Origin of the sequence: Myxococcus sp. AM010, from assembly GCF_013372585.1 — a bacterium.
Lineage (GTDB): Bacteria > Myxococcota > Myxococcia > Myxococcales > Myxococcaceae > Myxococcus > Myxococcus vastator.
In genome coordinates this window covers 26,132-46,472 of record NZ_JABXEO010000003.1, presented here as the reverse complement: position 1 = coordinate 46,472, position 20,341 = coordinate 26,132, and the positions used below count along the sequence as shown (strand labels likewise).

The window sequence follows — 20,341 nt, the reverse complement described above, 5'->3', positions numbered from 1 at the left end:
CGCAGCGCTTCTATCAGGATGCGTCAGGCGTGTCGCCGAGCGCCGCGTGATGCAACTGGTGCCACGCGGCGATGGCGCGGTCCGCCCGGACGAGCGTCCCGTGCGTCAGCGCTCCCGAGCGAGGCAGGCTGGAGCGAACCATCCGGTAGTCGTCTGGCTGGATGAAGCGGAACTCGAACGCAATCGCCAGCCGGGCGGCGAGCCACCGCAGCCCTGGCAGCCGGACGTATCGCTGATGGAAGCGCGCCGCGATCCACGTGTGCTCGACATCCACGGGCGTGCAGACCACGGCGGCGTCCAGCCGGGGCGAGAAGCGCAGGTGGAGCACGCCCGGATAGCCCACGTCGATGTCGAACCGGAACCCCGTCCCAGGCGGACGCGCCTCCTTGCGCAGCCAGCCGACGGTGCGGATGGCCCCCGCATCCACATGGACCTCGTAGGGGTCCAGCCGCGTGTAGCCCGGCGGGACATAGCGCCGGTGCGCGAAGGGGAAGTGGTGGAGGTCCATCATCCCCTCCATGACCCGGGTGAAGCGCGCGTTCCAGACCTCCTCCACCGCGGCGCTGCTCGAATCAGGCTCCGGCGCGTCCGCGAGCCAGGGCAGCGCGGGAAGGGCTTCTGGCGCCCGGCCCCCCAGCCACGCCCAGATGAACCCATGTGCCTCCCGCACCGGATGCAAGCGCAGCGCGAGCCCACGCGAGGGCTTCGCGTCAAGGCCCTCACAGGGCATGGCCAGACAGGCGCCGCCTCCGTCGTACCGGAAGCCGTGGTAGGGGCACTCGAGCGCCCCCCGCCGCACGCGTCCAAGCCCGAGGTCCGCGCCCCGGTGGGGACAGGCCGCATCCGCGCAGTGGGCCTCGCCCGCGGCGTCCCGCCAGAGCACGAGCCGCCGCCCCAGGCGCTGGATTCCCAAGGGCCGTCCCGCCCCGAGCGCCGGTGACCGCGCCACCGCGTACCAGTGCGCCGCCCACTGTTCGGCGTGCTTCGAGCCCGTCGCTTCATTCATCGAACACCCACCCTAGACCGTCAGTTGGACCACTGGTCTAATACTGACGACCGGCCTGGGGGCTCGCAACCGAAAACGCGCGGGAGTGCCTGCCTGGCCGGCTCAGGACGCTTCCGGACTTGGAGGGAAGCGCGACAGCAGCTTGTGCACGGCGTCGTTGATCTTCTTCTGGAGCTCATCGGGAGACAGGTCGCGGTGGAGCTCCGCCTGGGCGGTGCCGCGCCAGACCAGCCGCTGCTCGCGGGCATCCACGCCGTCGAGGATGAGCGTGCCCACGTCATATTCGCGGACGTAGGTGCGCGGCCCTCCCATGCCGTACGGATAGCCATAGGGCCCGTAGAAGGAGCTCCATGGGCTCCAGTACGGGCCCCAGGGGTAGCCATAGAAAGAGTCCACCGTGTCGATGGACACCTTGGTGTCGATGGCCCCCTGCCATCCCACGAAGAAGTCCGGGTCCGCGCCCATGTCCACCTTCTGGTAGCCGCGCGCCTTCAGCTCCTGGTCCACCGCCATGCGCACGCGCACGTCGACGATGTCGTTGTAGACGCGGGCGTCCTTGCCCTGGGGCTGCGGCAGCCAGGCGTAGCGGCGGAAGTCCTCGATTCGCTCGACGGCGCTGGGGTCGTAGTTGGTGTTGACGCGGATGCCCGAGCAGGCCGCCAGCGCCAGCCCCAACAGCACGGGGGTGATTCGGAACAACAGCCGCATGGGAGCCTCCAGGATGTCGGGGCGCGGACACATCGCGGCACCGGCTCCCTGCAAACCTAGGCGTCCGTCACGCGACCCTCGGGTACGGCCCGCACGTCCGGCGACTGTGGCGGAGCGGGGCCGAGCGGAAGGTCTGCCCGCTCGGGATGAAACCGCTGAATCCGTTGTTCGGCCCGCGCCTTCGGATGTCAGACCGTCTATATCCCCGGTCTTCGGCTCGCAGCCCCTTGTTTCAGGAGCAACCCTTGACACCTCCCCACCGACGATTCCCCGGCGCCAGGCATGTGCTGGCCTCCGCGTGCACCACGGCCCTGCTCACCTCCTGCGCGTCCTCCACCTCCGCGGAGAAAGCCGCGCCGCCCGCCCCTGTCGCCGCGGCGCCCGCCGCGCCGCCCGCGTCCAAGCCGAAGCCCACGTATGGGACCTTCGGCTTCGACTCCTCCGGCATGGACCGCGACATCGCGCCGGGCGACGACTTCTACGGCTTCGCCAACGGCGCCTGGGTGAGGCGGACGGAGATTCCGCCGGACCGCTCCAGCTACGGCATGTTCACCACGCTGGCGGAGCAGGCGGACCAGCGCAACCGCGAGCTCATCGAGGCGCAGCGCCAGGCCCCCGCGGGCAGCGAGGCCCGGAAGGTGGGAGACCTCTTCGCCAGCTTCATGGATGAGGCGGCCATCGAGGCCAGGGGCGTGACGCCGCTCAAGCCGGAGCTGGAGCGCATCGCCGCCATCGGGCAGCGCGAGCAGCTGGCCACGGTGCTGGGCGCCACCCTGCGCGCGGACGTGGACGCGCTCAACATGGGCGACGTCACCACGGACCGGCTCTTCGGCCTCTGGGTCGCCGAGGACCTGAACGAGCCGTCGCGCTACGCCCCCTACCTGCTGCAAGGCGGCCTGTGGCTACCCGACCGGGACTACTACCTGGCCGACAGCCCGCGCTTCACGGAGCTGCGCGAGCGCTACCAGGCGCACATCGCGGCGATGCTGAAGCTGGCCGGCTTCGATGACGTGGAGACGCGCGCGGGCCGCGTCTTCGCCCTGGAGCGGAAGATGGCCCAGGCGCACGTGTCGCAGGTCGACACGCGGGACATCTCCAAGGCGAACAACCCCTGGCCGCGCGCGGAGTTCACGAAGCGCGCGCCCGGCCTCGCGTGGAAGGCGTTCTTCGCCGCCGCGGGACTGGGCACGCAGGAGCAGTTCATCGTCTGGCAGCCGAGCGCGCTGACGGCCCTGTCGAAGCTCGCCCAGAGCGAGCCCCTGCAGGCGTGGAAGGACTACCTGGCCTTCCACGCGGTGGCCCGCGCGGCGCCGTACCTGCCCAAGGCCTTCGTCGACGAGAGCTTCGCCTTCAACGGCAAGACGCTGACCGGAACGCCGGCCCTGAAGGAGCGCTGGAAGCGTGGCGTGGACGCCACCAACCACTCCATGGGCGAAGCGGTGGGCAAGCTCTACGTGGCGAAGCACTTCCCGCCGGAGGTGAAGGCGGAGGCGGAGGCCATGGTCCGCAACATCATCACCGCGTTCGAGAAGCGCATTGACGCGCTGACGTGGATGTCGCCCGACACGCGGACCCGCGCCAAGGAGAAGGTGGGCACGCTCCAGGCGAGCATCGGTCACCCGGAGAAGTGGCGTGACTACTCGGGGCTCGACATCGTGGCCGGTGACGCCTACGGCAACGCCGAGCGCGCCGTCCGCTTCGAGTACCAGCGCAACGTCGCCAAGCTGGACCAGCCCGTGGACCGGAAGGAGTGGTACATGGTGCCGCAGCTGGTGAACGCGCTGAACTCACCGCAGCAGAACTCCATCATCTTCCCGGCCGCCATCCTCCAGCCGCCCTTCTTCGACGCGAACGCGGACCCGGCCGTCAACTACGGCGGCATCGGCGCGGTCATCGGTCACGAAATCGTCCACAGCTTCGACGACGTGGGCGCGAAGTTCGACGCGCGCGGCAAGCTGGAGAACTGGTGGACGAAGGAGGACGAAGCGAAGTTCCAGGCCGCGGGGAAGGCCCTGGCGGCGCAGTACGACGCCTACCGCCCGCTGCCGGACCTGGCTGTGAATGGCGAGCTGACGCTGGGAGAGAACATCGCGGACATGGCGGGCGTGGCGGTGGCCCATGACGCCTACCAGCTCTCCCTGGGCGGCAAGCCCGCGCCTGTCATCGACGGCTACACCGGCGACCAGCGCTTCTTCCTCGGCTTCGGACAGGTGTGGCGCACCAGCTACCGCGAGCCGTACCTGCGCCGCATCATCATGACGGACGGCCACTCGCCGGGCCCGTACCGCACCGCCACCGTGCGCAACCTCGATGCCTGGTACGGCGCGTTCGACGTCAAGCCCGGGCAGACGCTGTTCCTGGCTCCCGAGCAGCGCGTCCGCATCTGGTAGACGTCATTTGACGGCGAGGGGTGCCGGCCCGGCTTGCAGGCGCGCGGCCGTCGCTCCCGCGTTGGCGGTTCGAATTCAATATCAGCCCTGAGGTCGTTTGAGATGTCTCACCTGGCAAGCAAGGGCCCCGTGCTCGAAACGCCGCGTCTCCTCCTGCGGCCTCCCCTGGCCGAGGACCTGGATGGCTTCGCCGCGCTGTCGGCCGACCCGGAGTCGGCGCGTTTCATCGGAGGCGTCCAGCCGCGGTTGATGGCGTGGCGCAACCTGTATGCGATGGCGGGCGCGTGGTCGCTCCAGGGCTTCGCGATGTTCTCCGTGCTGGAGAAGTCCACGGGCGCGTGGGTGGGACGGGTAGGCCCGTGGAAGCCGGAGGGCTGGCCGGGAACGGAGATTGGCTGGAGCCTGCTCCGCGAGTTCTGGGGCCGGGGCTACGCCACCGAGGCGACGGCGGCGACCATGGACTGGGCCTTCGACCACCTGGGCTGGACCGACGTCATCCACTGCATCGTGCCGGAGAACACCCCGTCCCAGCAGGTCGCGCTCCGGCTGGGGTCGCGCGTGCTGGGCCCGGCACACATGCCACCGCCGCACGACACGATCCGCGTCGACCGCTGGGGGCAGAGCCGCGACGAGTGGCGCGCTCGACGCAAATAGGCGGCGCGTAGCGCCAGAGCAGGGTCCGCCTGCCCGTCCCCTGGGGTGGCTGGCACCCAAATCGCCAGGAAAGACGGGAAGTTGAGGGACTAGCCAAGCGCATGTTACGACCGGCGATGGCCAATCCCTCCTCCCCCGTATTGGCCATTCGGAGCCGGGTTTCCATGAGCGAGCGCAACGACGTCCCGAGGACCACTGTTCCCGTGGCCCCCCTGCCTGTGTCTGGCGCGCCCGCGAGCCCCAACGCTCCGGCCCCTGAGACGTCGGCCCAGGCCACCGCCGCGCCCGCTGCCGCCGCCAACACCCGCGCCGAGGATGAAGCGCGCGAGCGCATCGCCTCCCTGGAGCGCGAGGCCAAGGCCCTCAGCGTCTCGGAGCCCCACTCGGCGGCGCTGCTCTTCCATGAGGTGGGCCTGCTCTGGGAGGAGCCGCTCAAGAATCCGCGCAACGCCGCGGTGGCGTTCCAGAACGCCTACAAGCTGGCGCCGCGCTACCTCGTCAACATCCGCGCGGCCCGCCGGCTCTTCGCGGACGTGGGCAACTGGCAGATGGTGCTCCAGTTGATGGACGCGGAGCTGGCGGCCACCGACGACGCGCGCCACCAGGCCGCGCTGCTCTTCGAGAAGGGCATCATCCTCCAGGAGCGCCTGTCGCGGGACGAGGAGTCCGCCGCGTGCCTGAAGCAGTGCCTGGAGCGCCGGCCCACGGACGTCGTCGTCCTCACCCAGCTCGAGTCCGTCTACGCCGTGCGCAATGACGCGCCCGCGCTGGTGGAGGTGTACCGGCTGATCGCCGCCGCCGTGCAGCAGCCGGCGCTGCGCGCGCACTACCTCACCGCCGCGGGCCTGCTGCTGGAAGAGCGGCTGAAGCAGAAGGAAGGCGCCGCGGCCCTGTTCCGCGAGGCCTTCGCGCTGGACCGGTCGGACCTCCTGCTCCTGGCGGCCATGAAGCGGCTGGCCGAGCGCGAGGGCCGCGTGGATGAGCTGCTCGCCGCGCTGGGTGCGGAGGCCGCCGCGCTGGGCGCGCAGGCGGCGCCCGCGTACCTGCAGATCGCCAAGGTCTACGAGCGCAACAACCGCAAGGACGACGCGCTGGCCGCGCTGCTCGCCGCGCGGCAGGTGTCCCCCAACGAGCCGCTGGTGCTGAGCGAGCTGGCCGGCATCTACGAGACGCAGGGCCGCTTCGAGGAGCTGGCGGACGTGCTGCTGGCGCGCGTGGGCTCGCTCAACGACGAGAGCGAGCTGGTGGCCACCAACCTGCGGCTGGCCGCGCTGTACGAAGAGGACCTCAAGCGCGAGTCGGACGCGGCGGCGCGGTATCAGGCCATTGTCGCCCGCATCCCCGGCCACGCGGCGGCGCTGGCGGGCCTGGGCAAGCTGTACTACCGCATGCAGGACTGGGAGCGGCTGGTCGCCGTCTTCGACGCGGAGGTCGCCGCCGCCGAGGACGCGAAGCAGAAGGCCGCGCGCATGTACAAGGCGGCCGAAATCCTGGAGGAGCGGCTGGGACGGCAGGAGGACGCCATCTCCCGCTACAACACCTGCCTCCAGTTGCAGCCGGGCTACCTCCCCGCGCAGAAGGCCCTCACGCGCCTCTACGAGCGCCAGGGCCGCTTCGCGGAGCTGGTGGCCATGTACGAGCAGGACCTGCTCCAGACGAGCGACCGGGATCAGCTCATCACCACGCTGAACAAGATGGCGGTGGTGTACGAGGACCGGCTGGGCGATCTGGACCACGCCATCGAGTGCATGAAGCGCATCCTCGACCTGGCGTCGGACCACCTGCCCACCATCCGCAACCTCGCGCGGCTCCATGAGCGGGCCAGCCGCTTCCGCGAGCTGCTGGAGACGCATGACCTGGAGGCGTCGCTCGCGGGCGACACCAAGCAGGTGCTGTCGCTGCTGCACCGCAACGCGGAGATCCTGGACGAGCACCTCAAGGACCGCGCGGGTGCCATCGCCGCGTATGAGCGCGTGCTGGCGCTGTCCCCGTCCTACCTCCCCGCGCTCAAGGCGCTGGGCCGCCTGTACGCGCAGGATGGCCGGTGGGAGAAGCTGGTGGACATGTACCGGGCGGAGTCGGAGAGCTCCGCGTCCACCGAGCAGGCCGCCGCGCTCATCTACAAGATTGGCGAGCTGTACGAGCAGCGGCTGAACCAGGACAACGAGGCCATCGCTTCATACAACGAGGCGCTGATGCTGGCGCCCAGCTACTTCCCGGCGCTGCGCGCGCTGGCCCGCATCTACCGCGCGCAGGCCGCGTGGGAGAGCCTGGTGGAGGTGCTTCGCGCGGAGGCCGCCAACCGCACCGACCCGCTGGAGCGCGCCAACGCCCTCTACCAGGCGGCGGCCATCTGGGAAGAGCAGCTGCTGCGGCCCGAGCTGGCCATCGACACGTATCAAGAGGTGCTGCGCCTGACGCCGGCCCACGCCGCCACGCTGCGCGCGCTGGAGCGGCTGTACCTGGCGCAGGACAACGTGAAGGAGCTGGTCGGCATCCTGGACCGCGAGACGCAGGTGGGCAGCACGTCCGCGGCCAAGGTGACGGCGTACCTGAAGCTGGCGCGGCTGTACCTGGACCGCTTCCAGGAGCCCTCACGCGCGGCCCAGTGCTGCGAGGCCGTGCTGGCGCTGGACGCCGGCAACCTCACCGCCCTCACGCTGCTGGAGCGCATCCGCGCCTCGGACCGGCCGCGCCGCGCCGAGCTGCGCCAGCGCATCGCCGACCGGGTGACTGACCCGCGGCTGGCCACGGCCCTGCGGCTGTCCGCCGCCGTGGACCTGGACCGCAGCCCCGCCGAGGGCACGCTGGAGGCCTACAAGCGCGCGTTCGAGGCAGACCCGGGTGATGCGCGGCTGGCCTTCCTGCTGGAGCGCGGCCTGCGGCAGGCGGGTGACGCCGCGGGGCTGGCGCGCATGTACACCATGCGGCTGGCATCCGCGCAGGACGCCGACGAGGCCCTGGAGATGCTGCTGCGCACCGCCGAGCTGGCGGACACGCGCTTCAATGATTTGGAGCGGGCGGCGGCGCTCTACCGGCAGGCCCTGGAGCTTCAGCCGCAGTGCCTGCCCGCGCTTCAGGGGGCTCGCCGCGTGGCCTTGAAGCGGGGCGACTTCGCGGGCGCCCGCGCCGCATGGGAGGCCGAGGCCCGGGTGTCGCGAGATCCGCGCGGCGCCATCGAGGCGCTCCTCGGCGCGGCGAAGCTGGCCGTGGGCCGGCTGAATGACCCGGACGGCGCCACGGCGCTGTACCGGCAGGCGCTGGAGAAGGATCCGCTGCACGCGGGCGCGCAGGCGGGCCTGGAGGAGCTGCTGGCGCAGCGCGGTGGCTCCGCGGACCTGGCGGCCCTGCAGGAGCGGCGCGCCGAGGCGAAGCTGGCGCAGCGGGACGGGCTGGCGGCGGCCACGGCGTTCATCAGCGCGGCGCGGCTGCACCACTCCGCGCTGAATGACGGCGCGCGGGCGCTGGCGCTGCTGGAGAAGGCGCTGTCGGCGCAGCCGGGGCACCCGGAGGCGCTGGAGCTGCGGGGCGCGCTGCTGCTGGAGGCGCAGCAGTACCCCGAGGCCGCGGCCATGCTGAGCCAGCGCGTGCAGCTGGGCGGCGACCCGCGCGTCCTGGCGCAGCTCCACATGACGCTGGGGAACCTGTACGCGGCGCACCTCAACGACCCGAGCCGGGCCGCGGCGCACTACCAGACGGTGCTGGCCACCCTGCCCCGTCACCTGGAGGCGCTGGAGCGGCTGGCCGGGCTCCACACGCAGGCGCGCAACTGGGCGGGCGCGGTGGACTGCCTGCACAAGCTGCTCCAGCAGGAGCTGCCGCCAGAGCCGCGGGCCCGCTTCACGCTGGAGCTGGCGCGCACGTATGACGAGGGGCTGGGCGACGCGGGGGCGGCCACCCCGCTCTACCGCCGAGCGCTGGAGCTGTCTCCGGGCAACCCCACCCTGGTGGACCGGCTGGTGGTCCTCTACGAGCGCGCGCGCAACCTGCCGGAGCTGGCGCAGCTCCTGGAGGCCCAGGCCGCGGGCCCGCTGGCCGCGGAGCCCAAGCGCGCCGCGACGCTGCGGATGCGGGCCGCGGACCTGTACGCGGGGCCGCTGTCCGAGCCCGCGCGCGCCACCGCGCTGTACCGGCAGGTGGTGGACGGTGATGGCGCGAACCTCCAGGCCCGCGCGGTGCTCGCGGAGCTGTACGCGCGGGACTCGGCCTCGGTGCCGATGGCCATCGAGGAGCACCGGCAGATCCTCCGGCAGGACCCGACGCGCGTGGACAGCCTGCATGCGCTCTTCAAGCTCTGGGAGGGCCTGAAGCAGCTCGACAAGGCGTTCTGCGCGGCGGCGGCGCTGCACTTCCTGCGCTCCGCCAACGAGGTGGAGCTGGCCTTCTACATGGAGGCCCGCACGCGGCTGGCGCAGGAGGCGCGCGAGGCGCTGACGCACACGGACGTGGACTCGGTGCTGATGCACCCGGGGGCCCGGGGCCCGCTGCTCGAGGTGCTGCGCGCCATGGGTGAGCACCTGGAGAAGGTGTACCCGCCCAACTTCGACATCGTGGGTGTCAACCCGAAGGCGGACCGGCTCAAGCCGGACTCGGCCGTGTACAAGGCCATCCGCGCCGTGGCGCAGGTGTTCGGCGTGGAGAGCTTCGAGGTCTACCAGGCGCGGCGCGGGCTGACGGTGCTGGAGACCACGGAGCCCATGTCGGTGTGCATTGGTCAGGACGTGGTGCGGCGCTTCAACGCGCGCGAGCAGAAGTTCCTCCTGGGCCGCGCAGCGCTGGGGCTGCTCAACAAGACGGCGGTGCTGGAGAAGCTGTCGCAGGGAGAGACGGCGGACCTCTTCGGCAGCGCCATCCGCCTGCACGCGCCGCAGTTCAGCGCGCTGGGCCGGCGCAACGACGAGTCGGTGAAGCAGCTCAAGCGGGCCTTCCCGCGCAAGGCGCTCAAGGCGCTGGAGAGTCCGGCGATGTCGCTGGGCGAAGCGCAGAAGGTGGACCTGGCGCCCTGGCTGGAGGCCATCGACTACTCGGCGGACCGCGCGGGCCTGCTGATGTGCGCCGACGTGGCGGTGGGCCTGGGCATGGTGCTGCGCGAGGACCCGAACTTCGCGGGCGCCCGGCTGGATACGCCCGAGCCCATGATTCAGGCCGTGCGCGAAGTCGAGCGCCTGCGCACGATTCTGGCGTGGGCCTTCACGGACGACTTCTTCCGGCTGCGCCAGCGGCTGGGCTTGGGGCTGTAGGCGCTCCTGGAGCGCGGCGGGAGCCCTACTCCCGCCGCACCACCGCGCCCTCTGGCAGGCCGGTGATGATGCGCGTCAGGGCGTCATCCACGGGCCCGCGCTGGGCGGACTCCACCGTCACCTTCACCCGGTAGTCCTTGGCCGTGTCGAACTCCGGGTAGGAGCCGATGGCCACATGCGGCATGTCGAGCGCCACCCGGTCCAGCACGGCGGCGATGTCGCTTTCGCCCAGCCGGAGGTAGAGGCTGCTCACCGCCACGGGCGACCCGCCCAGCCGCGCGAGCACCGTCTCCAACTGCATCCGGAACAACTGCGGCACGCCGGGCAGCAGGAAGACGTCGTCCACGGTGAGCACGGGGAACCAGGTGCTGGACTGGTGCAGCAGCACGGCGCCCTCCGGGGCATCCGCGAGCCGCAGGGCTTCCGGTGTCACCTGCCGCTCCTCGGTGGCGCGGGACATGATGAGGTCCAGCATCTCCTGCAGGCGCACCACCTTCCGCCCCATGGCCAGGGCCACCGCGCGCACGGTGACGTCGTCATGGGTGGGGCCGATTCCGCCGCTCGTGAAGACGTAGCGCGCCTTGCGCCGGGCCCGGGACACCGCGTCCACGATGGCGTCCACGTCGTCGAGGACCGTCTCCACCGAGAGCAGCGGGATGCCCACCTCACGCAGGCGTTGGATGAGGTGCGGCCCGTTCAGGTCCTGGACCTTCGCCGTCAGGACCTCGTTGCCGATGATGACCGCCGCTGCGCCAGTCCGCTCCATAAGGGGCGGGATTCTAGTCGAATCCGATTGGGAATGGTGCTGCGTCACGGCCGCGTCAGGTTCGCCCCGGAGGTGCTGAGCGACGCCTTGGCGCCCCCCGTGTCAGAGAAGGAGTCACCTTGTTGGCTAACGTGCCAATCTGACCAGGCTCCGGAGAGGAACTTCCATGCGCGTACTCATCTCCACCTACGGCACCCGAGGTGATGTTCAACCCTTCGTCGCGCTCGCCAAGGCCCTGATGGCGCGTGGCCATGTCGTGGCGCTCTGCACGCCCACGGGGTTTCGCGGCATGGTGGAGCGCCACGGCGTTCCGTACGCGCACATGGACAACGCGGTGCTGGAGCTGACGGAGGCGGTCCTTCGCGCCCCCACGCGCGCCGAGCAGCGGCGGCTCTTCAAGGGGTTCGGCGCCATCATCCGGGCGGGCCTGGAGGACGAGTGGCGAGCGGCGCGGGAGCTCGAGCCGGACGTCCTCGTGTACCACTCCAAGGCGCTCGGCAGTCACCACATCGCGGAGAAGCTCGGGGCCGCCGAGCTGCTGGCGATGCCGCTGCCGCTGACTCCGACGCGAGAATTTCCAGTACCGATGATCCCGAGCTTTCGGCTCGGCGGATGGCTCAACGCGCTGAGCTACCGCCTCATCACGTTGGCCAACGTGGTCTGGGCTGGCGCGACCAACGACTTCCGGGTGAAGACCCTGGGCCTCGCGCCGCGCTCACGCTTCGCCGACCCGATGATGAAGGCCGATGGCTCCGCGGTGCCGGCGCTGTACGCGTACAGCGAGCAGTTGCTGCCGCGGCCCGCGGACTGGCCTCCTCATGTGCAGGCGACGGGCTGCTGGTTCCTCGACGAGACGGATGGCTGGACGCCGCCCGCCGAGCTCCAGGCGTTCCTGGAGGCAGGGCCGCCTCCCGTGTACGTCGGCTTCGGCAGCATGGGCGCGGCGCACGCGGAGGCGCGTGGCGCCACCGTGTTGAAGGCCCTGGCCTTGACTGGCGAGCGCGCGGTGCTGGCCACGGGCTGGGGAGGCTTGAAGACGGCCGCGCTGCCGCCGGACGTCTTCAGGCTGGAGGCCGCGCCGCATGACTGGCTGTTTCCTCGAATGAGCGCGGTGGTGCATCACGGCGGGGCCGGCTCCACCATGGCGGGCTTGCGCGCTGGCAGGCCCACTGTCATCTGCCCCTTCCTTGGCGACCAACCGTTCTGGGGGCACATCGTCCAGCGCGCGGGCGTCGGGCCCTCGCCGGTGCCCCAGAAGGCGCTCACGGCCGAACGTCTGGCGGAGGCCATCCGCACGGCGCTGTCCCCAACGGTGCGGGCTCAAGCAGCGGCGCTGGGCGAACACATCCGCGCGGAAGACGGAACCACGCGCGCCGTGCAGCTCATCGAGCAGGAGCACGCCCTGTGGAGTCGCCGCCACGCGGTGACTTGACGCAAGCCCTTCACAGCGCACCCGCGCGCCACGGGCCTTGGACGCTGGCGCCGGTGGTCTCGAAGGCGGTCAACCCGTGCCGTGCTTGAACTCGCCTTCACTGTCCGTTAGCGTTCAATCCACGCAACGCCGGGAGAGTGAAGTGCGCATCCGTGACGCACAGGTCGAAGCACTGCGCGACGTCAGGGAGACGAACTTCATCGAAGAGCTGGTGATGCACCTGCACACCCACTTCCCGGATGAGGTCAAGGACGTCCCCGGGGACTCGCTACGACAGGAGCTCCGGAAGGGGCTGACGCGCGCCCGCGGTTACGGGCTCGCCAGTGGCGAGCTGCAGACGCGCTTCGTCGGGCTCGCGGCCCTCTTTGGCTGGGCTTTCGACCTGGACGAGCCCTGGGTGGCGGAGGCCCTCTCCGACACGACCTTTGAACCCGATGAGCGGATGAACAGGGTCGAGACCCGCTTCCAGCGGCGGCTGGAGACGTCCGCGCGCAACGCGAAGGCACGCGCGGAATTCGGCATCGACGCGTAACGCGGCGGAGGGAACTCCCATGGCGCATGACATCGTCTTCAAGCCCTCGGCGGTCTTCGACCCGGAGCGGGCATACTTCAGCAACTGTGGCCCGAGACAGACCCCTCCCAGCCCCCAGGATTCGAGCGCGGCGAAGCTCACCCAACTGAAGGCCGCGAAGGCCGCCGCCACGTCCAGCTCCGCCGGGGGCGACGTCATCCTGCCCTGCATGAAAGCGGCGCTGCAGACGCTGGAGGCCACGGTCGTCGACATGGAGGGGAAGCCGCTCGACGACATCCTCATCGAGCTGCGCAAGAGCCCCACCGAAGCCCTGTCCGCCAGGACCGATGCGGCGGGGACGCTGCGCTTCCAGGGCCTCGCTCCGGGGACGTATCAGCTCGGGCTCCCCGACTTGGACCAGGACCGCTGGGAGCTCATCGGCAGTGCGCCCCTGCCAGCGGAGCGGGCCGCCTGCCGCGACGAAGCAGGCTGGACGGCGCCGCGCCCCGTGGCGCGGACGGGCCCCACCGCCCACGTCATCCAGCAAGGCGAGTGCCTTTCGACGCTCGCCCACCAGCATGGACTCCACGCGGACACCGTCTGGGACCTGCCGGACAACCGCGACCTCAAGCGCCGGCGGAAGAACAAGAACATCCTCCTGCCAGGGGACACCGTCATCCTCCCTCCGCGCCGGCTCGCGCTGCGGGACGTGGCGCCCGCGAACGCCTATCGCATCCGCCGCAAGGATGCGGCCGAGGAGCTGCGCATCCGCTTCCTGGACCGGCAGGACCGGCCCCGAGGCGGAGAGTCCTATCTGATAGCCATTGACGGCCCGAATGGCACCGAGGAGCGCACGGGGAAGACGGACGGAGACGGCTTCGTGCGTGAGTCCGTTTCAGCGACCACCACCGAGGTCCGGGTCACCCTGGGCCAGGGGCTCGAACGGGAGACGTTCGTCTTCCGCGCGGCCCACCTCGACCCGCTCGACACCCTCTCTGGAGTGCAGGGGCGCCTGACCAACCTGGGCTATCCCTGCGACAAGGATGAGGGGAAGCTGGGCGCCTTGACTCGCCGCGCGCTGCAGGACTTTCAGCGGGATGAAAAGCTCACGGTGACCGGCGAGCCGGACGCAAGCACCCGCGCGGCCATCGAAGAAAAACACCTCGCCTAGCAACGGCGCGGCAAGCATGGGCCGTGCACGCATGGCCCGAGGGAACCAGCGTGCCCATCACCATCACCCATCTCAGCGTTGACCGCTGCTCCGTGGACGGAGGTGAGGAGGTCCTCCTCACCGGAACGCAAATCCAGGCGGGGGCCACGGTCACCTTTGGGGGCACCAGCGCCACGGTCGTCCAGGTCACGCCGCCCACCCAGATAAGGGTGCGCACGCCCAAGCGGGAGCGGGCAGGACAGGTCACCGTCACGGCGACGAACCCCGACGGCACGTCGGCCTCATGGGGCACCCTCTTCGAATACTACGCGGTCGTCAGCAAGTGCAGTCCCGACGCGGGGACCATCGCGGGCGCCACCCAGGTGACCGTCACCGGCCGGGGCTTCATCGCCGGCATGGTGGTTGACTTCAACGGCGCTGCCGCGGCCGCCGTCAACATCATCTCCAACACCGAGCTGACCTGTCAGACACCTGCCAACCCCGTGGGTGCGGTACACGTGGACGTCTGGACCAGCGCGGCGCGCACCGCTGGGGGGCGCTGCGGCAATGGCTTTCATTACAGTGGCCCGGCGACCACCGGGGTCAGTCCGCGCGAGGTGCCGCTGGCAGGTGGGACGGACATCACCCTCCAGGGGCAGTACTTCGGCGCGGGTGCGACCGTCACCATCGGAGGCGCACCCGCGACCCACGTCGTCGTTCAGTCCGAGACGCAAATCACCGCGCGCACGCCCGCGCGTGCCGCCGGGGCCGCGGACGTGGTCGTCACCATCGGGGCCGCACCCGTTGGCACGCTGGCGGGGGGACTGACGTACGTCGGCGCGGCGCTGACCGCCATCACGCCCGTGCTGGGACCGGCGGCCGGTGGCACGGTCGTGACGGTACAAGGCCAGCGGTTCGCCAACGGCGCCGTCGTGACCATCGGCGGAGTCAACGCCCTGCCCACCGTCTGGGGCGACGCGAACACGCTCACCGCGACGGCCCCCGCCCTTCCAGCGGGCGAGCATGATGTCGTCGTCCAGAACCCGGGCGAAGCCGCGGTGACCTTGCGCCGGCGCTTCAAGTCCATTGGCGCCCCGGTGGCCGCTGGGGTTCAACCCCCGCGAGGCGGGACGGCCGGTGGAACAGCCGTCACGCTCACGGGCGACCACTTCGCCGCGGAGGTGAACGTCCGCATCGGAGGGGTCGCGGCCACGAATGTCGTCAGGGTCTCCGCGAGCACCCTCACGGCCACCGCGCCCGCGCACGCGGCGGGGATGGTGGATGTCGAAGTCCAGAATGCGGGCGGCGCCTGGGTCACGCTCGCCAACGCCTTCACCTACTCGGACGTCAGCGCCGTGGAGCCGAGCCGGGGCCCTGTCGCGGGAGGAACGGCCCTTGTCATCCGAGGGAGCGGCTTCGACCCGGCAGCGACCGTCACCCTTGGGGGAGTCCCCGCGACGGGGGTGGTCTGGCGCTCGGCCAACGAGCTCGCCGCCACCACCCCCGCGCACGTCGAGGGGACGGTGGACCTGGAGGTGCACAACCCCGGGGGCGCGCTCACCCTCGCGAACGGGTTCGCCTATTCGCCCATCACCGCCATCGAGCCCGCCGTCGGCCCGCTCGCGGGAGGGACCGTGGTGGTCCTCCGCGGCGGCCCTTTCGCGGATGGGACGACGGTGGAGTTTGGAGGGCTCGCCGCCGCGGCGCTCGTCCGCCGCTCAGCGCAGGAGCTGGCGGCCACCACGCCCGTGGGCGCCGGTGTCGGGCCGGTCGACATCGCCGTGCGCCACAACGGGGCGGTGAACCAGGTCGCCGGTGGCTTCGTCTACCAGGGGCTCGCGGTCGTCCGCGCTGTCGAGCCCCGCCAGGGCCCGCTCGATGGAGGAACCCCCATCACCCTCACGGGCGACCACTTCCAGGAAGGCGCGACCGTCACGGTCGAGGGGCAACCCGCGACCCACGTCCGGGTGGTGTCGCCGAACACCATCACCGCGAGGACCCCTTTGGGGCCCCCTCCTCCCATGGGTGGGGTGCGGGTCGCCTCGAATGTCGGTGTCACGAACCCAGGCGCCGCGGCGGTCATCGGTGCCGGGCTCTACACCTACCGGGACGCGGCGCGGCTCATCTCGGTGGCTCCGGCGCGAGGCCCTGTCGGTGGCCGGTGGGTCACGCTCACCGGGCAGAACTTCACCGAGGGCGCGCGGGTCTTCCTGGGCGGCACCGATCTCACTGGAGTGAGGTTCGTCGATGCCCAGCACCTGGAGGTCCGGCTTCCGGGACACGCAGCGGGCGCGGTCGACCTCTCCGTGCAGAACCCCGACGAGCCCCATCGTGCGAACTTGAACAACGCCTTCACCTACGTGACCACGCCCGCCGAGACGGGCGACAACGAGGTGGTGTTCATCCTGGATGGGGAGGCGTACTTCCACGAGCTCCGGTTGCTGCTGGAGCAGGTCCGGCAGGCGCCGCCGGACCCGAACACGTATGTCCGTCTGGCCTTCTGGATGATTGAGCCCTCGGTGACGGTGGGCGACGCGACCTGCTTCGAGCAGCCCCCTCACCGCCTGCTGACCTACATCGAAAAAATCGTGCGGGCGGGCCACGACGTCGACGTCATCGCCTGGCATGCGCCGAAGCATGAGCGGCAGTTCAACGGCATGGCGGACGACGTCGCGAAGGCGAACGAGTCCTTCGCCGAAGCCATCCGACGCATCGACACCGACGCCATCGCCACGGGCCCCGAGGTGGGACGCGCGCGAATGTACCTGGAGCACTACGAGGGGGACCTCGTCGGCGCGGCGAACCATCAGAAAATCGCGATTGTCTCCATCGCGGGGCAGCGCACGGCCCTGGTCGGCGGGCTCAACCTCTCCAACCACTACTTCGCGCCCCACGACCACCACGGGGACCAGACCTGGCACGACACCGCCGTGCGCCTCCGAGGCCCGGTGACCGATGACGTCGAAGCGGAGTGGATGCGGCGCTGGAGAAGGACCAACGACGTGGCCACGCAATGGGTATGGAACGCCTTTGGGAGCGGCGGCGACGTCGTGGCGCGCAACTACGCCTACTGGTCCAGCACGACCGTGAAGCAGCAGGCCGTCAGCATCCACGAGAACACCACCCGGCAGACTCGCCACCCTGACAACCGCAGCGTGAGCATCGCGCTCACGCGCTCCGTGGGGTCGACCCGCTACCGCCACATCCGAGACGCGGTCATCGAGCGAATCAACGCGGCGGACGACTACCTCTACTTCGAGAACTACCACTTCGCGGACCCCGACCTGGTCCAGGCCGTCTATCGACGCCATGAGGCGCGAAGACTCGCGGGTCACGAGCTGAGGGTCGCCATCGTCGTGCCCATGCAGGGCGGCTCCATGGCCTACATGACTCGCCGTGCCTGGCTGCACATGGTGCTGCGCTTCCGGAGGCCCGATGGGACGCCCTACTGCCGCATCGTCAGCTACCTTGATGACACGGGCACGGCCCGGCAAATCGACCGCACGACGTGTGCCACCTGGAACGTCGTGGACAGCTTCAATACCAACAGTCCGACCCCCGGACTGAGGAACCGGTGGCTCGAACGAGATTGCATCGAGTTCAAGCCGACCCTGGCCGACCCCACCACGACGGTGCCCCTTCACAAAATCACCGCGGTGGATGGGGATCTCCACTTCTACTCCTGCTTCAACCCGGCTGGCGCGGGCAACGTCTATGTGCACTCCAAGGTCGCGGTCTTCGATGACCGCTGGCTGGTGTGTGGCACCGCCAACTGGTCCTTCCGCAGCATGCAGTACGACGGGGAGATCGCCGCCTTCGTCGACTCCCCTCACGTCGCGCAGGGTGCGCTGACGGACCTGCTCAACCACTACAACCCGGGATACGCTGTCCACCCCACGACCATCGAGGTGGCGGCGAACTACAACCTCAACCATTTGGCGACGTACGGAGCGCACTACGGCGGCGCCGCCTATGCCTTGCTCCCGCTCTTCCACCACCTGGATCCGGGGCTCGACATGGGGAGAGCCATGCCAGAGGTCGCCAGCGACGGGCCGAACTTCACGTGGACCTGAAGCAGGACAGCTGAACGCGGGGGCTGGCGTCGCAGGGAGGAACCAGCCCAGCCCGGTTCAGCGCTTGCGGGCCAGCAGCTTGCGAATCTCCACCAGCGACGCGGTCGTCACGGCCTCGATGCCCTGCTCGCCGTCGATGTGGACGATGCGCTCGTGCTGCTCCCGGAGGCGGATGGCGGCCACGTACTGCCTGGCGATCCGCCGCTGCGCCTCGTCCGCCTCGAACAGCTCCGCCGCCCCACCGCGCGCCTTGCGGCGCCGTGCCGCCACCTCCGGCGCCACGCCGACGAACAGCGTCAGGTCCGGGGACACCGCGCAGGCATTCACCGCCTCCACCCACTCCATGGGCAGCGACGCGCCCTGGTAGGCCAGCGACGACAGGACATACCGGTCACACAGGACGAGCTGCCCCGCCGCCAGCGCCGGCAGCACCCGGGCCGTCAGGTGGTCCGTCCGGTCCGCGGCGAACAGCAACGCCAGCGTCTCCGGCGCCAGCGGGCCCGCCCCACCGGGCAGTCCCAGCCGGCCCGTGAGCGCCTGGCGAATCAGCGTCCCCACGGGGCCGTCAGACGGCTCCCGCGTCGTCAATACCGCGTGCCCCTCCGCGCGCAGGGCCGCGGCGAGCCGCTCCACCTGCGTGGTGGTGCCAGCCCCATCCAGCCCCTCCAGGACGATGAAGCGCCCGGGACGGCGCGCGGCGGCCTTCTTCCGTGCGGCGCTCACCGGGGCAGCAGCGCCGAGGGGTCGTCCAGCCGCAGCTCGCTGCGCAGGGCCAGCATCGACTCGTATTGCTTCAGCTCGTCCACCAGGACCTTCCGACCCGAGCGGTAGCTGATGAAGGCGTAGACGAGCAACGACACGGACACCAGGGCCGCCGCCCACGCCAGCAGCGGCGTGCGAAGAGAGTCGTAGAAGAGCTTGCCCGACGCCCCACCCACCAGGAGGGCAATGACGGTGGCCACCCCCGCTCGGGCGAAGCGCGTCGTGCTCTCGCGGGTGGAAAGGCTGGCTTGGAGCTGGTCGAGCCGAGCCCGGAGTTCCTGGGTATTGGAAGTCATCACGGCGCCAAATACCCTACATCACTGTGACGGTCGCGTCGAGTCGGTGCCTACCCACCGGCCGGCCGGAGGCCCTCCAACGGCCCCCTGCCCACCTCATCCCCGCCATCATCCCCACATGCGCCCCGCGACGGGTTGGCTTGCGAGCCACCCTCGCCCACGCTACATGCGCGACTCATGCAGCCCTCCGCCCGGACCGAAACCTCCATGAGTCACGACAGCGAGATCTCCTCCATTGACGACGCCATCCGTGACATCCAGGAGGGCAAGTTCGTCATCGTCGCCGACGACGAGGACCGTGAGAACGAGGGCGACCTCATCATGGCCGCGGAGAAGGTGACGCCCGAGCACCTGGCCTTCATGGTGCGCCACACCAGTGGCATCGTCTGCATGCCCATGCTGGCGGAGCGGCTGGACGCGCTCCACCTCCCGCAGATGGTGTCGGACAACACCGAATCCCACCGCACCGCCTTCACCGTCTCCGTGGACTACCGCCACGGCACCCACACGGGCGTGTCCGCGGCGGACCGCGCGAAGACCATCCGCGCCCTGGTGGACCCCACCAGCAAGGCCGACGACTTCCTGCGCCCCGGGCACATCTTCCCGCTCCGCTACCGCGAGGGCGGCGTCCTCCGCCGGGCCGGCCACACCGAGGCCACCGTGGACCTGTCCCGCCTCGCCGGCCTGTCCGCCTCCGGCATCCTCTGCGAGCTGGTGAAGGACGACGGCACGATGATGCGGATGCCGGACCTCAAGCGCTTCGCCCGCGAGCACAAGCTGTCGCTCATCACCATCGCGGACCTCATCGAGTACCGCCGCCGCAAGGACCGGCTGGTGCGCCGCGAGCCCGGCCAGCAGACCGTCAACACCCGCTACGGCGAGTTCACCGCCCTCACCTATTCGTGGCTGCCCGACGGCGTGAAGTCCCTCGTCCTGGTGAAGGGCGACCCGGCGTCGCGGCCCAGCGCCCTGGTGCGCCTGCACGCCGCCTGCGCCCTGGGTGACGTGTTCGGCTCCCCGTCGTGCAACTGCAACGTGCTGCTGGACCAGGCGCTGGCGCGCATCGCCCGCGAGGGCTCCGGCGTGCTGGTGTACCTGCCCGGCATGCACGGGGATGACTTCGGCATCCACCACAAGCGCAACACCGACGGCAGCACCGGCCCCACGCGCGGCCCCCAGGACTCGCGCGACCTGGGCATGGGCTGCCAGATCCTCACCGACCTGGGCATCCGCACGCTCCAGGTGATGACCAACTCGGACTTCACCTACCGCGGGCTCGCGGGCTTCGGGCTCACCATCGACAAGCGCGTCCCGCTCCAGCCGGACTGACGCGCCCCTCGCCGGGCGGGCCAG

At 70.5% G+C, this 20,341-nt stretch carries 13 protein-coding genes; 8 read left to right on the top strand and 5 right to left on the bottom strand.

What is annotated here, in order from left to right; all coding sequences use genetic code 11:
• Positions 1-13: 13 nt before the first annotated feature.
• Positions 14-1,006: an aromatic ring-hydroxylating dioxygenase subunit alpha gene (locus HV826_RS02680; RefSeq protein ID WP_176415437.1), complete on the bottom strand. Its 993-nt coding sequence runs from the start codon at positions 1,004-1,006 to the stop codon at positions 14-16.
• Positions 1,007-1,108: 102 nt separating this feature from the next.
• Positions 1,109-1,714 (bottom strand): DUF4136 domain-containing protein, encoded by a 606-nt coding sequence (locus HV826_RS02675; protein WP_176415436.1) that lies wholly within the window; start codon positions 1,712-1,714, stop codon positions 1,109-1,111.
• Positions 1,715-1,959: 245 nt separating this feature from the next.
• On the opposite strand from HV826_RS02675, the gene HV826_RS02670 reads away from it, so the two are divergent.
• From HV826_RS02670 to HV826_RS02660, 3 genes are all read left to right on the top strand, one after another.
• Positions 1,960-4,104, top strand: coding sequence for a M13 family metallopeptidase (locus HV826_RS02670; protein WP_176415435.1), 2,145 nt, complete (start codon positions 1,960-1,962; stop codon positions 4,102-4,104).
• Between the two features lie 102 nt (positions 4,105-4,206).
• Positions 4,207-4,758 carry a GNAT family N-acetyltransferase gene (locus HV826_RS02665; protein WP_176415434.1) on the top strand — a complete coding sequence of 184 codons (552 nt, stop codon included), beginning with the start codon at positions 4,207-4,209 and terminating at the stop codon, positions 4,756-4,758.
• Positions 4,759-4,922: 164 nt separating this feature from the next.
• Positions 4,923-9,998 (top strand): tetratricopeptide repeat protein, encoded by a 5,076-nt coding sequence (locus tag HV826_RS02660; RefSeq protein WP_176415433.1) that lies wholly within the window; start codon positions 4,923-4,925, stop codon positions 9,996-9,998.
• Positions 9,999-10,023: 25 nt separating this feature from the next.
• Here the strand turns inward: HV826_RS02660 and HV826_RS02655 are convergent, their stop codons facing one another.
• Complete coding sequence (locus tag HV826_RS02655) at positions 10,024-10,764, bottom strand: molybdopterin-binding protein (RefSeq protein ID WP_176415432.1); 741 nt, start codon at positions 10,762-10,764, stop codon at positions 10,024-10,026.
• A gap of 166 nt (positions 10,765-10,930) precedes the next feature.
• Here HV826_RS02655 and HV826_RS02650 point away from each other — a divergent pair, with 166 nt between their 5' ends.
• From HV826_RS02650 to HV826_RS37960, 4 genes are all read left to right on the top strand, one after another.
• Positions 10,931-12,196, top strand: a complete 1,266-nt coding sequence (locus HV826_RS02650; RefSeq protein ID WP_176415431.1) for a glycosyltransferase — start codon at positions 10,931-10,933, stop codon at positions 12,194-12,196.
• 142 nt (positions 12,197-12,338) lie between these two features.
• A complete protein-coding gene (locus tag HV826_RS02645) occupies positions 12,339-12,728 on the top strand; it encodes a hypothetical protein (RefSeq protein WP_176415430.1) in 390 nt (129 codons plus the stop codon).
• 19 nt (positions 12,729-12,747) lie between these two features.
• A complete protein-coding gene (locus HV826_RS02640) occupies positions 12,748-13,878 on the top strand; it encodes a peptidoglycan-binding protein (protein ID WP_176415429.1) in 1,131 nt (376 codons plus the stop codon).
• Between the two features lie 23 nt (positions 13,879-13,901).
• The gene (locus HV826_RS37960) at positions 13,902-17,930 is read left to right on the top strand and encodes an IPT/TIG domain-containing protein (RefSeq protein WP_176415428.1); all 4,029 of its coding nucleotides are present in this window, start codon (positions 13,902-13,904) and stop codon (positions 17,928-17,930) included.
• A 57-nt stretch (positions 17,931-17,987) separates the two neighbouring features.
• Here HV826_RS37960 and tmk read toward each other — a convergent pair whose 3' ends face one another.
• On the bottom strand, positions 17,988-18,653 hold the full coding sequence (gene tmk / locus HV826_RS02630; protein ID WP_176415427.1) for a dTMP kinase: 666 nt from the start codon (positions 18,651-18,653) through the stop codon (positions 17,988-17,990).
• Entirely contained in the window at positions 18,650-18,988 is a 339-nt protein-coding gene (locus HV826_RS02625) for a hypothetical protein (protein WP_176415426.1), read from the bottom strand. The genes tmk and HV826_RS02625 overlap by 4 nt, the downstream gene beginning before the upstream one ends.
• Positions 18,989-19,165: 177 nt before the next feature.
• Here HV826_RS02625 and ribB point away from each other — a divergent pair, with 177 nt between their 5' ends.
• Positions 19,166-20,317, top strand: a complete 1,152-nt coding sequence (gene ribB, locus HV826_RS02620) for a 3,4-dihydroxy-2-butanone-4-phosphate synthase (protein ID WP_176415425.1) — start codon at positions 19,166-19,168, stop codon at positions 20,315-20,317.
• The last annotated feature ends 24 nt before the right edge of the window (positions 20,318-20,341 follow it).

Excerpts from the sequence above, each read along its gene's own strand:
- HV826_RS02680 (WP_176415437.1), bottom strand. The coding sequence starts at position 1,006 with ATGAATGAAGCGACGGGCTCGAAGCACGCCGAACAGTGGGCGGCGCAC.
- HV826_RS02675 (WP_176415436.1), bottom strand. The coding sequence starts at position 1,714 with ATGCGGCTGTTGTTCCGAATCACCCCCGTGCTGTTGGGGCTGGCGCTG.
- HV826_RS02665 (WP_176415434.1), top strand. The coding sequence starts at position 4,207 with ATGTCTCACCTGGCAAGCAAGGGCCCCGTGCTCGAAACGCCGCGTCTC.
- HV826_RS02660 (WP_176415433.1), top strand. The coding sequence starts at position 4,923 with ATGAGCGAGCGCAACGACGTCCCGAGGACCACTGTTCCCGTGGCCCCC.
- HV826_RS02655 (WP_176415432.1), bottom strand. The coding sequence starts at position 10,764 with ATGGAGCGGACTGGCGCAGCGGCGGTCATCATCGGCAACGAGGTCCTG.
- HV826_RS02650 (WP_176415431.1), top strand. The coding sequence starts at position 10,931 with ATGCGCGTACTCATCTCCACCTACGGCACCCGAGGTGATGTTCAACCC.
- HV826_RS02640 (WP_176415429.1), top strand. The coding sequence starts at position 12,748 with ATGGCGCATGACATCGTCTTCAAGCCCTCGGCGGTCTTCGACCCGGAG.
- HV826_RS02625 (WP_176415426.1), bottom strand. The coding sequence starts at position 18,988 with ATGACTTCCAATACCCAGGAACTCCGGGCTCGGCTCGACCAGCTCCAA.
- ribB (WP_176415425.1), top strand. The coding sequence starts at position 19,166 with ATGCAGCCCTCCGCCCGGACCGAAACCTCCATGAGTCACGACAGCGAG.